This is a genomic window from Tenacibaculum sp. Bg11-29, from assembly GCF_002836595.1.
Classification (GTDB): Bacteria; Bacteroidota; Bacteroidia; order Flavobacteriales; family Flavobacteriaceae; genus Polaribacter.
Map to the genome: position 1 here is coordinate 3,293,263 of NZ_PJBB01000003.1, position 14,600 is coordinate 3,307,862.

Below are 14,600 nucleotides of genomic sequence, written 5' to 3' on the forward strand. Positions count from 1 at the left end.
TTTTTTTATTACATTTAAGCTAAAATGTTCTTAATCTAAGAAATAGATACTATATTTTAAAGATATTCTATCATATTCTCCACCATAATATCCATCAATAGCATTTAAAAATTCAAATGTACTACCATCGTTGTTTTTTGGTACAGAAATTAATTTATTACGACTATCATAACCTATCCACTCTTTCTTTTCTGCATTATATTCATATATAATAGCAGCAGTACCACCATCTTTTTGAACTACATAACTATCATCAGCTTCGCCAGCAACAGATACAACTCTAAATCGTTCACCATTTACCTGATCTACATCAAAATCGATAGACTTACTGCGATTCCAAATGTTTTTTGTGGTATTAAATTTATAAAAATCTCTTACCCAATGCTCATTACTAAAGCCCCAATTAATAGAAGAACCGATACTGTACCAACTATTTGTAGCTTTATTAAACTTTTGTACACTTAATGTTCCAAATAACTCTAAACCAGAAGTACCATGATCGTATCCCCAATAATTAGTAGAAACAGTTAGCGGATTGAATCGTACTTTTCTTCTACTTACAAGTTCACAATCTCTTTGTATATACTTAACATTACTTACAACCTTAAAAGGAGAATTATTAGATACATAGTTTACTTTATAAGAAATAGGATATCCCGGATTTGTTCTAGATACATTTGCCCCTTCTTTTAAGAAAGTATTAATAGCTTTCAAATCACCTGATACTGCACTTAAACCTGCAGTTATACCAGGTTGCGCATCTCCACCAATTTGCTTTACTTTTACAGTCGTATTTTGTAATGTTTGATTATACTTTGTAGAAACATCAGCATTTACAGAACCTATAGCACCTTTATAGGCAAAATTTAATGCAGCCGACACATCTTTGGCACTTTCTGACGATTCATAAATCAAAGAAAATAATCTACCGTACGTTATAGATTCGATATAAGAAGCTGGGTTCATATTTACATTTGAAACATTATCTTTATAATCTGTTACATAATTAGTAAGATCCTCAGGAGTTACATTAGTATTAAACCAACCTCTATCTCCTATTAATTCAGCCTTAGGCGTTACTGTAGCAGTAAAAAAACGTTGTTTTAACGACACTACATAACGTGTTTTTTTATCGCTAAAATTAATTCCTAATTGACCAGCAACATCAACTCCTGAACCTGAATAACCAGCTTTTAAAGCAAATTGTAAATCACTTGAGTTATGAACTCTTTCTATAGAAACTTCAAATGCAGCCGGAAAACGTGCTCCTGAATCATAGTAATTTCCTAAAATTCTATTCAATTCGTTTCTTACAGAGCCTGGTGTTGGGTTTGAAACAACTGTAGATGTAGATGCAGATGTACCTGAAATAACATCTAAACCTATTTCTATTGAGTTTCGATCTTCACCATAAAACGGAACAGACGTTGGTGCTCCATCTTGAATAGACCTTGCTCCTACTACGTTACCTGGCCATAATAAGCTTCCGTTTGGGTTAATCAGAAAAAAATCTGAATCCGTTTTATCAAAGCTTACTTCTTTCTCTACACAGTTTGTTTCAACCTCAGATCTTAGGCTTCTATTTTGTTGGGTAATCTCTTTAATTATTAGATTACTAATTCCGTCAGGAATATCTTCATTTAAAAATTGACTTTTAGATGCTTTTAAATTTTCATTATCAAAAGCCTCTTCTTCATTACACGATACTAGCATTGTTAAACATAATGCAAGTATTTTAAAACCTGTATATCTCTTCATATTGAAAATATATTTATATGCGTTAATTATAATTTATTTAAAATAAGGAAACAAGTCAGATTACCGACTGTTTTAAACAGCATTACACCAAAGAAATCATACCTTTTATCATATTTCTTAGTAACGAAATATAAATAATATAGGATTTTAAACAGCTATAATGACATATTACAAAATTATATAATTCATTATGCAGTCCGATTGCACTCAGGGGATATGCTATCTCTTATTTATCTAGTAATAAAGACCATAACTATAAATGACTAGTACATCATATTAAGGTAAAATTACTTGTTGTAGCAATTTACACTTTCATCACTAAAAAACTATATACATTCATTATAAATTACAAAAAAAACATAACTACTGATAATCAGGCGTATAAATTCATTTTTAACTTAAAAACTCCGTAATATCAAGAACAACCTCTTTTAAATTTACTGTTTTTCTTAAATAAATGAACAGAAAAACTTCTTTCAAAAACTATTTCACACCTATTAATTCACATTTAATTAATAAAAATCTTACTTTCATGTGAAAAACATTGATAAACTCAAAAAAAATTAATTAATCCTAAGTTTTAATAACATTCAATTACTTATTTACTAACACTAGAGGTTATAGTAAGCATAAAAAAAACTACCCTAAATCTTACATTAAGGTAGTTTAAATATTATTTATTTAACTATGCTAGCAATTACTCGAAAACGGTACTAGTTACAAATTAGATGCTAGCGATTAGGTGATGTATTAGTATCATCAGAGTACTTAGACATTATAATAGTAAAATAGTAATAATAACACCTGTGAAAATAAAATAAAAAATTCCTTTTTGAATTTTCATAAAATGAATAAGTTCTTTTTCTGTTTTATTTTTAGAATATTTTTTTATGATTTTTTTTTTTGACAAAAAGATATCATCTAGCGGGATAGAATGATAATTTAATAAATAATTATCATATAAATATGCTATTTTAATCAGAAATATGATTAAAAAAATAAATAATGATATTATAATACTATATTTAAATATTTCTACTATTACTCCCATTTAATATCTATTTGACATTTGAATCCTAGTGAATAAGCGAAACTAAAAAATATTCTAATAGTTGCTGAGTTTCCAAATTTTTCTTGAAACTCTAAATGTAAACTTCTTTTTCCACATTGGTTGTCATTTGCAATGGCAACCGAATCCTTAACTTTAAATTATTATTACCCAGTTAAAATTATCCTATAAATTAATTCTATTAAATTCTCATTTACTATTACAAATGGCTTTTATATTTTTCGTTTCTTACTAGCTTTACTTAAATACTTGTCATTAACGCTAACGCTCAAATATCAAGGTGTGGGGGCGGATATTTTTATTTGCTTACTCTTTATTTTAAAAGTAGAATTTGGATTTTCTTCGAGGTAATCAAAATGATCAATTGGATCAAAATCAAATATAATTAATCCATTTTCTTCTTTTAGTAGAGCATCTTTAATCACCATTTTATTATCTGCATTATAAGGCTCTATCAAAATAAACTCCTCAATCTCTTTCATAATTAATTTAACCTTTTCATAGGAGAAATTATTCTCCACATTAATACATGATAATGTTAATTCAATATATGACTTTGAGTTATCGATATTATAATTATATAATATACTTACAAGTAATGAATCAGAAAATTCTCTATATTTATTTAATACGTTTCTTATCATTTAAATTTTATTTTAAATAAGCACAAAGGGAATATGATTTTCTGGTAAATGACCAGACGCTGAAATACCAGGAGTTGTAGACATCATGGGAATTTATTTGGATCTACTAACATAGAGAAATAACCATAGCTAACATTTTCAATTCCTTTTAATTTAAAAATACTTTTCGTTAAATTAAGCTCTAATTTCTTTATTTTTTCTTTAGATAAATTACGGAAATTTAGATTTTCAATTTTTTGATTATCTATTTTAAAAAAGATTTGCCTATATTCTTTGTCCAAGCCCAACTCGTGAAAAACTATTTTTTTTCTATCTTTATTTATATAATTAGATTCAACATCCTTAACACAATTAAGTATTTTGTTTTCAAATGGTTTTTTAATTTTTTTACCATCTAAATTTAAGAATAATTTTTTCCTTCTAAAATAACTTCCATTATACAAAAAATTATTATTTGTATTTTTATATTCAAATAATACTAAATCATATTGTTTAAAACTTCCGATAAGGTAATCAAAAAAAGACTGTTTATTAAATATGTATGAACCCGATTCATCTATTGAATTATAAGGTAAATATTTTAAATGATTATCTTTTTTATCTTTTCCAAAAGTGTAAAAAATATATTTAGTATTGTCTTTTGATTTAACAACTCTATATCCATTTCCAAATACTTCTTCTTTCATATTTTCTTTAAAATAAGAATTTAATCTTTCTAAATGAGTCTTTTTTGTCAAGTCTTCTTCTGCTGTATAATAAAAAAAATCAAAAACATTCTTTTTAATTTCAATTGACTCTTTATATATTTTTTTATAAGTAAGACTATAATCAAAATACTTTATTAAAAGCAAAAAAACTATAAATCCTAGAAAAACATAAAATATTTTCTTTATCATGTTAAACAAATTTTAAATATGTTCATTACTTATAAATAGAGTTCATCTTTTTAAAATGAACTTTAACAGCATTGTAAAAAATACTTTTTACCTAACTGATATGCTTTCACTTAAAACAACCTATATTTTACAATACTAATAATTCAGAGATATATAATCCTAGCTTGCCTTCTAAAACCTTAAAAGAAAGAATTTATCTCAGTTTCTGTTTCCAATTCAACAGCTATTTTGTCTTTTTGAAATAATCGAGCAGTTAAATTTCCTTTTAAAGTTATTGAACTTCCATTAACAGCTAACCAACTTCCTTCTCTCAAACCTAAAACCGAAGTTGTATTAAATACGTGATACTCTTTTATTCTCGTTTCACGTGTTTCTCCCATGTGAGTCGAACCTTCAATCGGATCTAAATAATGTGCATTAATATTAAAGGGTATAAAGCCAAGTGTTTTAAAACTTGGTGGATATATTATTGGCATATCATTCGTATTCATCATGGTAACACCGCAAATATTACTCCCTGCACTTGTACCAAAATATGGTGTTCCGTTTTCAACAACTTCTTTTAAAATATCAATTATATTATTTTTATATAATTGGTTAACCAACTCAAAAGTATTTCCACCACCTGTAAAAATAGCTTCAGCTTCTTCTAATGCTTTTATAGGATTTTCAAATTCATGAATTCCTTTTACTTTTTTATCTATTTTTATAAAAGCATTTCTTGCTATGACTGTGTATTCGTCATAACTAATTCCACCAGGTCTTGCAAACGGAATAAATAAAATAGTGTTCACTTTTTTGAAAAAAGTAGACAATGTTGGTAATATATATTCTAAATAATCACTTCCATGAACTGTTGATGTACTCGCTATTATTAGTTTTTTCATTTAACAAAATTTTATATTGAACAAACATATTAAAAAGATAGATTTGCATGAAATTTTATCAATAAAAACATGAAAAAATTAATCTTATTATTTATTTTATCTATTGCCTTTATTTCTTGTTCGGATGATTATGATACTGTTGACATACAAAAATCTGATTTAGTGGGTAAATGGAACCTTGTAGCTCAAACATCAAAAACTAAACAAACCATTATTAAACAAGGTGTATCTACAATCTCATATATAAATGGCTTAGGTAAAGATTTTAACTTTACAATTACTTTTATAGAAAACCCAAACACGTCGACTACTCAAGGAGTATATACGCTCGTATCAACTAATATTATTCCAAATCAATCATTTACTGTCCCAGGAGAAACAAATAATACACTTGGTCAATCAAATACAACACAAGATCAATCTGGCATCACTAAAGAGACTCATTTAAATACAATTGACGGTTTTGACTCTATTAACTGGAGCTTAAATGGAGGTAATATATCATTAATCAGTAGAGATAATAAATCTATACCTGTACAAGTAATCGGTTTTACTGGTGCTACATTAAAATTAAGAGTTAAGATTGAGGAAACTCAAAAATTCTCGAATTCAACTATTAAAACATCTCGTGAGCTCATTATAACATTAGAAAGATAGTAATTAGAATATTATTATATAAAAGCTTCACAACTTGTGAAGCTTTTTTTTTATACCTACTTATTGTTTGAAGTTACAAATGATATTATTTAACAAAAATTTACAAAACCCTTAAAACATTTTTAAGACCATTAGGTAGTTTCTTTGTAATATGAAGAAACTCTTATTTTTATTCCTTTTTTTAACAACTTTAATTGCTATTTCTCAAAACAACACTAAAATTGTTACAGGACATATATTTTTAGATAGTTTAGCCATAGAAGATGTTCATATTATTAATAAAAAACTAGATATAGGCGCAGTTTCTAATAAAGATGGATCTTTTGAGATACTGGCTTCAAAAGGAGATATTTTAATTATTTCACATTTAAATTTTGAATATAAAGAGCATCTAATTACAAATGATGATTTAAAATCAACAAATGTTAACATTCATTTAAATAGCAAAAATTATATGCTAGATGAAATAGTTCTTAAAAAAACGAGAGGCATTTTTGATGTTGATAAGGATATATTATTACACAATGCTCCTATTGTGAATGCTAAAACATTAAACTTACCATATGCTAATAGCAAAAAACCGAAAAAAGAAGGAACCTTAAAACTTGAATCAGGGCTTTCTGTTAGCATATCAGGATTAATTAACGCGTTAAATGGAAAATCAAAACAGAAAAAGATACTTCGAAAAATAAAAATAGAGGATAAAAACCTATTACAAATTAGAAAACACTTCACTGATGGTTTTTTTGTTTATCAATTAAAAATCAAAAAAGAAAATATTAGTTCATTTTTAGAGCATTGTATTTCTAAAGGAATTATTAATTTATACCATAAAAATAAATTACTAGAACTTACTACTGTGTTACTAGATAATAGTAAAAACTCCCCCTACCTTATTAACAGAGATAACACAAGAGTAACTCAAAAATAATTGCATGAGACAAAAAATACTTTTTCTTCTGATACTTTTTGGAAGTGTCTTAAAATCTGTATCCCAAAAAAATCAAAAATTCTTATACGGAGTTGTAAAAGATAAAATTGGGGTTGTTACCAATGCACACATAATTAACCTAAATACAAATAAAGGAACTTTTACCAATGAGCTTGGAGAATTCAGAATTTTAGTCAAAAAAAATGATTCCTTACAGATATCTTTTATAGGTTATAAAACAACTACTATCATGGTAAAAGACAATCATTTTGGAATGGTACAAAACAGTTTTCCTTTAAAGAAAGAGATCTATGAATTAGATGAAGTTGTTTTAAAAAAACATAATTTATTAGGAAAATTAGAACTTGATATTAAACAAACTCCTGATGATAAAGTTTCTTATATGATGGATGAAATTTTAGAAGGAATAAAGGATATTAATATGTCGCAAGTGAATACAGATATTGATAATATTGACAGAATGAAAGCTCCAGTAATAAATATAAAACCACCAAATTTTTACCAAGGAGTTACATTATTTAATTCAAATTGGTTAAACAAAAGCAAAAAAAACATTCCCCTTAAAAAAACAGATAACTTAGAAAAAAGAACTCAATTACCTTTTAAAATTATTAGTCTATTAGGTAAAAAAACTTTTACTAACGAATTTAAAATTCCTGAAGATAAAATTCATGAGTTTATAGATTATTGTAGTAATAGAAATTTAGAACATTTATTTTATCAAAAAAAGATAATTACAATAATTACTATATTTCAAGAGGAAAGTTCTAAGTTTTTAAAAGCTATTAAAAATGAATAAAATCTCACTAATATTTCTTTTTATCATTCCTATTACTATAAAAGCGCAGCAAAAAAGGCGATTTTTATATGCTAAAGTTCACGATAAAATAGATAAGGTTTGCAATGCACACATAATTAACCTAAATACAAACCAAGGGACTTTTACCAATGAACTTGGAGAATTCAGAATTTTAGCAAAAAAAAATGATTCATTACGAATATCATTTATTGGCTATAAAACAGCTATCTTCATTGTAAAAGAGAACCATTTTGGGATGTTAGAAAACAACTTTACTTTAGATAAAGAAACCTATGAATTAGATGAAGTTATTTTAAAAAAACATAATTTATTCGGTTTTTTATCAAGAGATATGAAGCAAACTCCAGATGATATTGCTATTGTAAAATCAAAAAGTGCTTTCGATTTCTCTATGATTGATTTTGAAAAAAAAGTTATTTCAAAAACTGATGCAATTGATAGATCAAAAGCTCCAAACATGCGTAAAGAAACTGATCCTACTGCTAAATTTGCGGGCATAGGTCGTAGTTTTAGTGCTGGAATTGATGGATATGCCGCAGAAAAAAGAAGACTTAGAAAAAAAATTGAATTTAAAGAAAAATTCCCGAAAATGTTAATTTCAGAATTTGGTAAAAGTTTCTTTTTTAAAGATTTAAAAATTCCTAAAGAAAAATATCTTCACTTTTTAGAGTATTGTAATCCTTTACAAATAGAAAAATTATATAAAAATGGTAAAGTATTAGAAGTCATAAAAATATTGCAACAAGAAAGTAAAAGCTATTTAAAAATTATAAATTTACAAGAATGAACAAATATCTATTCTTTTTTATTTTCCTTGTTTCTTTTTTTAAAACCCAATCGCAAGAAAATAGATCTTTTTTATATGCCACTGTAAAAGATAAAATTGGCCCTGTAATTAATGCACATATTTTAAATAAAAATACAAAACAAGGTACTTTTACTAATGAAAATGGAGAATTTAGAATTTTAGCAAAAAATAACGATAGTTTACAAATATCGTTTGTGGGTTATGAAACAAGTATTTTTAATATAGAGATTAAATATTTTGGAATACAAAAAACAATTTTTGAATTACTTAAAACTAACTACGAATTAGATGAAGTTAATATAAAGCATAATAACCTGTTAGGTTATTTATCTGCTGACAGTAAAAATATTAAAACTGAAAAGAAAATAAATGCAAAAACATTAAAATTACCGTATGCAGGCTCTAGGATAATGACTCCTGCTGAAAGAAGGTTGCGTACAGCATCTGGTGGTTTTGGAATTCACCCTTTATTAAATTGGATTTCTGGAAGAACAAAGAGATTAAAAAAACTCAAAATGATTGAAGATTTAGAACTTAAAATTAATCAAATCAAAAATACTTATCATTTACAGATTATAAAAGAATTAGATATAAATGAAACAGACATTTATCGTTTTATTTATTATTGTGAATCTGATAAAAATTTTACTAAGGCTTACAATTCAAGTGATATAAATATGATTCGTTTTTTAAAAAATAAAGCCGAAAGCTTTAAAAAACTAAACCCTGAAAATTATAATTAACTGATAACTAGTATTTATCTAGAAAAATGCATAAATTAGTAGAGCATCATTCTAAATAAAATACAGTCATGAAAAACTTTTTATTACTACTTGTTTTATTATCACAGGTTGTTTTTTCGCAACAAGAACGAAAAACTATATTCGGAATTATTTATGGGCCTAACGGTGTACTAGAAAACGCACATATTGTTAATTCCTATACACACCAAGCTACTTTTTCAAATAAAAAAGGTGAATATCGAATTTTTGCTAAACCTAACGATTCTATAAAATTCACTTCAATAGGCTACAAAACAATTTCTGAAACACTTACAAAACAAGATTTTAATACTTACATAAAACTAGTAACTCTAGAAAAACAAGATTATAAATTAGATGAAGTTTTAATTAAAAACAACGAACTCTCTGGTGAACTTGCCAAAGACTTAAAGAAAGTAAAAATCGATTTAAAACAAGAATCAATAACAAATGCTACTGATTTTACTGAAATAGATCTTAAAAAAAAATCTACAAATGATTATACCAATACAAAGGTAAAACCTAATATTGTAAGCGTAGATCCTACAACAGCATTTGAGGGAGTAGGAACTACAATATTTATTCCTTTTAAAGACTCTAAAAGTTCACGTAAATCACCAAATAACTGACATTAAAATAATATTTTATCTACATTTTTTTTAACCGAATTAGATAAATATTACCACTTTATAAAATATTTTGCTCTTTTATAAAGTGAAAAACATTATCAAAACAACGCACTTAAAATTGTTAAATTTTTAAGAAAAGAACATTTAAATTATCTTAAAATGATAGCAAAAGAGTAATTTGGTCGGATAATTGGTATTATCAAAATATGAAAAAAACTTTAATATTATTTCTTATCCTTCCGTTATTATCTTTTGGTGTTCACAAATATTATATTTCGTTAACAGAAATCGCTTATAAAGAAAAAACAAAATCAGTTCAAATGATTATGAATGTTTTTATGGATGATATAGAAACTGCTATTAATAAAGATTATAAAGTAAACCTACAACTTACAACTAAAGACGAATTAAAAAAAACAGATAGTCTTTTCTTTAATTACCTAAATAACCACTTTAAAGTTAAAATTAATTCTAAAAAAGTAAATTATCGTTTTATAGGTAAAGAATATGATGGTGATATTGTATATTTTTATTTAGAAATTGAAAATGTGCTGAATCCAAAGTCTATTGAAATTGAAAATGATGTACTTGTAAAATATTTTCCAGAACAACAAAACTTAGTTAAGGTATCTCTAAAAGAAGAACGAAAGAGTTTATTCTTAGATAAAAAAAATGATAAAGGTTTGTTAAAATTTTAACATTACATTATTATCCTTCCTACTTATTCTTACTTTTAAAAAATTACTAACAACAACTTTATAAATGAAAAAAAACATTCTATTCGTTTTTTCTCTTTTATTTGCTGTTACGGCTGGTTTTTCTCAGAGTACTCAACAAATAACAAAGAAAGGACATGTAAACCAAAACAAATTTAGACAGTTAAAAGATGTCTTAGCTACACCAAATAATCAACATACAGCTTCAGGTGCCCCTGGTAAAGGGTATTCACAGCAAAAAGTTGATTACTCGATGGATATTATTTTAAATGATGATACAGCAAAAATTACAGGAAAAGAAGCCATAACATATCACAATAATTCTAATGATGAATTAACTTATTTATGGGTACAATTAGACCAAAATGTACGTGCATCAGATTCTAAAACACCAGATATCAGTACCAATAAAATCCCTAAAAAATTAAGTAAAAAAAGGTATGACAGGGCTTTTCCTGAAAAATCATTTGATGGTGGTTTTAAAATAACAAGTGTTACCAATACTGATGGAAGTAAATTATCGCACACTATTAATCAAACAATGATGCGTATTAATTTGCCAGAACCTTTAGCTTCTGGTAAAAGCTTTAAATTTAATATAGCTTGGTGGTATAATATAAACAATCACAGAACACAAGGAGGTAGATCTGGTTACGAACTCTTTCCTGATGGAAATAAAAACTATGTAATTGCACAATTCTACCCAAGGTTATGTGTATATGATAATGTAGAAGGCTGGCAGAACGATCAATTCTGGGGAAGAAGTGAATTTGCATTAGAATTTGGTAATTTTAATGTAAATATTACAGTTCCTACAGATCATATGTTAGGCGCAACAGGTGTTTTATTGAACGAAAAAGAAGTTTTGACTAAAAAACAACTGAAAAAGTTAGAAAAAGCAAAAAAATCTTTTGATAAAATTGTTCTAATTCACCCACAAGAAGATGCAGAGAAGATAGAAAAAAAACGTACTAAAAATACCAATACTTGGAAATTTAAAGCTACAAACGTAAGGGATTATGCTTTTGCAACTTCACGAAAATTTATTTGGGATGGTATGGCTGTAAATATTAATGGTAGAACTGTTATGGCGTATTCTTATTATTCTAAAGAAGCAAACCCTTTATACGGAGATCATTCTACAAAATCGGTAGTACAAACTTTAAAAACATACTCAGAATACACGTTTGATTACCCTTATCATAAAGCAATTTCTGTAGATGGACAAATGGGAATGGAATACCCACAAATTTGTTTCAACCCTGGAAGACCTGACCTTGCTGATGGTAAATATTCAGATAGACAAAAATACAGAACAATTGGAGTTACTATTCATGAAGTAGGACATAACTTTTTTCCTATGATTGTAAATTCTGATGAGAGACAATGGACTTGGATGGATGAAGGTTTAAATTCATACTTACAAATGCTAGCTATGATGGAATATGAAGAAGGATACCCATTAAGAAGAGGATTGCCTAAAAATATTGTAAAATACATGAGTGGTGATCAATCTAAAATTGCTCCTATTATGTCTAAAGGTGATAATGTATATAGCTTTGGTAACAATGCCTACGGTAAACCCGCAACTGCTTTATGGATTTTAAGAGAAACCATTATGGGTAAAGAGTTATTTGATCATGCTTTTAAGACTTATGCTAAACGATGGAAATTTAAACACCCTACACCTGCTGATTTCTTTAGATCTATGGAAGATGCATCTGCAATGGATTTAGATTGGTTTTGGAGAGGTTGGTTTTATACTACAGATGTAACGGATATTGGTATAAAAAGTGTTAAGAAATTTTATACTAGCAAGAATACTGATGATTCTGTAAATTTTAATGAAGATACTACTAATGGCTTAGGATATGCTAAAAGTCACAATAAGTATCATTACGAAATTACTTATAACAAACCAGGTGGTTTAGTAATGCCTATAATTGTTCAGTTTACTTATAAAGACGGAACAAAAGAAAGAAAAACATACCCAGCTCAAATTTGGAGACTTAATGATAAAGAAATTAGTAAAGTTTTTTCATCTGATAAAGAAATACAAAGCATAGCTATTGATCCAGATTTAGAAACTGCAGATGTAGATACTTCAAATAATAGTTGGCCTAAAAAGACAACAACTAAATTTGATAAATTTAAAAATAAGATTAAAGGGTAGAAACTTTAATTTTATATAAGCATAAAAAAAGGCAGTTACTTAGTAACTGCCTTTTTTATGCTTTATTTTATCTATTAAGAATACAACTTTTTTCTTAATTCTTTTACTTTAGGATCTGCTAAATACTCATCAAAAGTTGAATACTTATCAATAACCCCTTTAGGTGTTATCTCAATAACTCTATTTGCTACTGTTTGTGCAAATTCATGATCATGAGTAGAAAATAATACCGTTCCTTTAAAATTAATTAAAGAGTTATTTAATGCTTGAATAGATTCTAAATCTAAGTGATTGGTTGGCTCATCTAACATTACTATGTTAGCTCTAGTCATCATCATACGAGATAACATACAACGTACTTTCTCTCCCCCTGATAATACGTTACTCTTTTTTAAAGCCTCTTCACCAGAAAAAATCATCTTACCTAAGAAACCTCTTAAAAACACTTCTTCTCTTTCTTCTTCTGTTTGCGCATATTGACGTAACCAATCTACTAAATCTAATTCTCCATTTTGAAAAAATGATGAATTATCTGAAGGTAAATACGATTGCGTTGTTGTTACTCCCCAATTACATTTCCCAGAATCAGCTTCTTCATTTCCTGAAATAATTTGATAAAAAGTAGATACAGCTTTAGAACTTTTCGAAATAATAGCTACTTTATCTCCTTTGTTTAAATTAATATCAACATTTGCAAATAATGGCTTTCCTTCAAAGTTTTTTGATAAACCTTCTATATTTAAAATCTGGTCTCCCGCTTCTCTATCTCTATCAAAAATAATTGCCGGATAACGACGACTAGAAGGTTTAATTTCATCTACATTTAACTTATCTATCATCTTCTTACGAGAAGTAGCTTGTTTAGACTTAGCCATGTTTGCAGAAAAACGACGAATAAATTCTTCTAATTCTTTCTTTTTGTCTTCTGCTTTTTTATTCTGTTGGGCTCTTTGTTTTGCCGCTAATTGACTAGACTCATACCAGAATGTATAGTTTCCTGAAAAGTGATTAATTTTAGCAAAATCAATATCCGAAATATGCGTACAAACAGCGTCTAAGAAGTGACGGTCATGCGATACAACGATCACCGTATTATCAAAATTAGCTAAAAAATTCTCTAACCAAGCAATTGTTTCAAAATCTAAATCATTGGTAGGTTCATCCATAATTAACACATCAGGATTACCAAATAACGCTTGCGCTAATAATATACGTACCTTTTTCTTAGAATCTAAATCGGCTAATAAAGTGTAATGATCTTCTTCTTTTATACCTAAATTAGACAATAATGTTGCAGCAGCAGAATCTGCATTCCAACCATCCATTTCTTCAAACCTAACTTGAAGCTCTCCTATTTTTTCAGCATTTTCATCAGTATAATCTGCATATAAAGCATCTATTTCTGTTTTAATTTTATGCAATTCTTTATTACCCATTAAAACAGCCTCTAAAGTCGTATACTCATCAAAAGCATAATGATCTTGGGTTAAAACCGACATCCTTTTTCCAGGTTCTAAATGAACATGACCTGATGTTGCGTCTTGTATACCAGAAATAATCTTTAAAAAAGTAGATTTTCCTGCTCCATTTGCTCCGATAATACCGTAGCAATTTCCTTGTGTAAACTTAGTATTTACTTCATCAAATAAAATACGCTTACCAAACTGAACTGATAAATTAGAAACTGATAACATTTATAGGCTTTTTTTAATTCGAATGCAAAAATATAAAATATACTGGGTTAAAAAGAATTTGCAAGGAAGTTTTTAACATCTTACTTTTTATGTTTTGCTAATTTGTTTTAACAACGAATTAACAGCTAAATTCTAT

At 27.2% G+C, this 14,600-nt stretch carries 14 protein-coding genes; 8 read left to right on the top strand and 6 right to left on the bottom strand.

Annotated elements, in window-relative coordinates; all coding sequences use genetic code 11:
- Positions 1-30: 30 nt before the first annotated feature.
- The 5 genes from CXF68_RS15095 to pepE all read right to left on the bottom strand — a co-directional run bounded on the left by CXF68_RS15095 (position 31) and on the right by pepE (position 5,254).
- Entirely contained in the window at positions 31-1,758 is a 1,728-nt protein-coding gene (locus CXF68_RS15095) for a thiol-activated cytolysin family protein (RefSeq protein ID WP_101045957.1), read from the bottom strand.
- Between the two features lie 775 nt (positions 1,759-2,533).
- On the bottom strand, positions 2,534-2,809 hold the full coding sequence (locus CXF68_RS15100) for a hypothetical protein (RefSeq protein WP_101045958.1): 276 nt from the start codon (positions 2,807-2,809) through the stop codon (positions 2,534-2,536).
- A 293-nt stretch (positions 2,810-3,102) separates the two neighbouring features.
- On the bottom strand, positions 3,103-3,471 hold the full coding sequence (locus CXF68_RS15105; RefSeq protein ID WP_101045959.1) for a hypothetical protein: 369 nt from the start codon (positions 3,469-3,471) through the stop codon (positions 3,103-3,105).
- Between the two features lie 83 nt (positions 3,472-3,554).
- Positions 3,555-4,367 carry a hypothetical protein gene (locus tag CXF68_RS15110; RefSeq protein WP_101045960.1) on the bottom strand — a complete coding sequence of 271 codons (813 nt, stop codon included), beginning with the start codon at positions 4,365-4,367 and terminating at the stop codon, positions 3,555-3,557.
- A 179-nt stretch (positions 4,368-4,546) separates the two neighbouring features.
- Positions 4,547-5,254, bottom strand: coding sequence for a dipeptidase PepE (gene pepE, locus CXF68_RS15115; RefSeq protein ID WP_101045961.1), 708 nt, complete (start codon positions 5,252-5,254; stop codon positions 4,547-4,549).
- Positions 5,255-5,323: 69 nt separating this feature from the next.
- On the opposite strand from pepE, the gene CXF68_RS15120 reads away from it, so the two are divergent.
- The 8 genes from CXF68_RS15120 to CXF68_RS15155 all read left to right on the top strand — a co-directional run bounded on the left by CXF68_RS15120 (position 5,324) and on the right by CXF68_RS15155 (position 12,770).
- Positions 5,324-5,911, top strand: a complete 588-nt coding sequence (locus tag CXF68_RS15120; protein ID WP_101045962.1) for a hypothetical protein — start codon at positions 5,324-5,326, stop codon at positions 5,909-5,911.
- Positions 5,912-6,062: 151 nt separating this feature from the next.
- Positions 6,063-6,842, top strand: a complete 780-nt coding sequence (locus CXF68_RS15125) for a carboxypeptidase-like regulatory domain-containing protein (RefSeq protein ID WP_101045963.1) — start codon at positions 6,063-6,065, stop codon at positions 6,840-6,842.
- 4 nt (positions 6,843-6,846) lie between these two features.
- Positions 6,847-7,662 carry a carboxypeptidase-like regulatory domain-containing protein gene (locus tag CXF68_RS15130; protein ID WP_101045964.1) on the top strand — a complete coding sequence of 272 codons (816 nt, stop codon included), beginning with the start codon at positions 6,847-6,849 and terminating at the stop codon, positions 7,660-7,662.
- On the top strand, positions 7,655-8,470 hold the full coding sequence (locus CXF68_RS15135; RefSeq protein ID WP_101045965.1) for a carboxypeptidase-like regulatory domain-containing protein: 816 nt from the start codon (positions 7,655-7,657) through the stop codon (positions 8,468-8,470). Before CXF68_RS15130 ends, CXF68_RS15135 begins: the two co-directional genes overlap by 8 nt.
- Positions 8,467-9,234: a carboxypeptidase-like regulatory domain-containing protein gene (locus CXF68_RS15140; RefSeq protein WP_101045966.1), complete on the top strand. Its 768-nt coding sequence runs from the start codon at positions 8,467-8,469 to the stop codon at positions 9,232-9,234. The genes CXF68_RS15135 and CXF68_RS15140 overlap by 4 nt, the downstream gene beginning before the upstream one ends.
- Before the next feature lie 68 nt (positions 9,235-9,302).
- Entirely contained in the window at positions 9,303-9,881 is a 579-nt protein-coding gene (locus CXF68_RS15145) for a carboxypeptidase-like regulatory domain-containing protein (RefSeq protein WP_101045967.1), read from the top strand.
- A gap of 206 nt (positions 9,882-10,087) precedes the next feature.
- Positions 10,088-10,579: a DUF6702 family protein gene (locus CXF68_RS15150; RefSeq protein WP_101045968.1), complete on the top strand. Its 492-nt coding sequence runs from the start codon at positions 10,088-10,090 to the stop codon at positions 10,577-10,579.
- A gap of 64 nt (positions 10,580-10,643) precedes the next feature.
- Positions 10,644-12,770 carry a M1 family metallopeptidase gene (locus CXF68_RS15155; protein WP_101045969.1) on the top strand — a complete coding sequence of 709 codons (2,127 nt, stop codon included), beginning with the start codon at positions 10,644-10,646 and terminating at the stop codon, positions 12,768-12,770.
- A 74-nt stretch (positions 12,771-12,844) separates the two neighbouring features.
- Here CXF68_RS15155 and CXF68_RS15160 read toward each other — a convergent pair whose 3' ends face one another.
- Complete coding sequence (locus CXF68_RS15160; protein ID WP_101045970.1) at positions 12,845-14,464, bottom strand: ABC-F family ATP-binding cassette domain-containing protein; 1,620 nt, start codon at positions 14,462-14,464, stop codon at positions 12,845-12,847.
- Between the last annotated feature and the right edge of the window lie 136 nt (positions 14,465-14,600).

Coding starts and splice junctions, on each gene's coding strand:
- CXF68_RS15095 (WP_101045957.1), bottom strand. CDS start 1,758: ATGAAGAGATATACAGGTTTTAAAATACTTGCATTATGTTTAACAATG.
- CXF68_RS15100 (WP_101045958.1), bottom strand. CDS start 2,809: ATGGGAGTAATAGTAGAAATATTTAAATATAGTATTATAATATCATTA.
- CXF68_RS15105 (WP_101045959.1), bottom strand. CDS start 3,471: ATGATAAGAAACGTATTAAATAAATATAGAGAATTTTCTGATTCATTA.
- CXF68_RS15110 (WP_101045960.1), bottom strand. CDS start 4,367: ATGATAAAGAAAATATTTTATGTTTTTCTAGGATTTATAGTTTTTTTG.
- pepE (WP_101045961.1), bottom strand. CDS start 5,254: ATGAAAAAACTAATAATAGCGAGTACATCAACAGTTCATGGAAGTGAT.
- CXF68_RS15120 (WP_101045962.1), top strand. CDS start 5,324: ATGAAAAAATTAATCTTATTATTTATTTTATCTATTGCCTTTATTTCT.
- CXF68_RS15125 (WP_101045963.1), top strand. CDS start 6,063: ATGAAGAAACTCTTATTTTTATTCCTTTTTTTAACAACTTTAATTGCT.
- CXF68_RS15130 (WP_101045964.1), top strand. CDS start 6,847: ATGAGACAAAAAATACTTTTTCTTCTGATACTTTTTGGAAGTGTCTTA.
- CXF68_RS15135 (WP_101045965.1), top strand. CDS start 7,655: ATGAATAAAATCTCACTAATATTTCTTTTTATCATTCCTATTACTATA.
- CXF68_RS15140 (WP_101045966.1), top strand. CDS start 8,467: ATGAACAAATATCTATTCTTTTTTATTTTCCTTGTTTCTTTTTTTAAA.
- CXF68_RS15145 (WP_101045967.1), top strand. CDS start 9,303: ATGAAAAACTTTTTATTACTACTTGTTTTATTATCACAGGTTGTTTTT.
- CXF68_RS15150 (WP_101045968.1), top strand. CDS start 10,088: ATGAAAAAAACTTTAATATTATTTCTTATCCTTCCGTTATTATCTTTT.
- CXF68_RS15155 (WP_101045969.1), top strand. CDS start 10,644: ATGAAAAAAAACATTCTATTCGTTTTTTCTCTTTTATTTGCTGTTACG.
- CXF68_RS15160 (WP_101045970.1), bottom strand. CDS start 14,464: ATGTTATCAGTTTCTAATTTATCAGTTCAGTTTGGTAAGCGTATTTTA.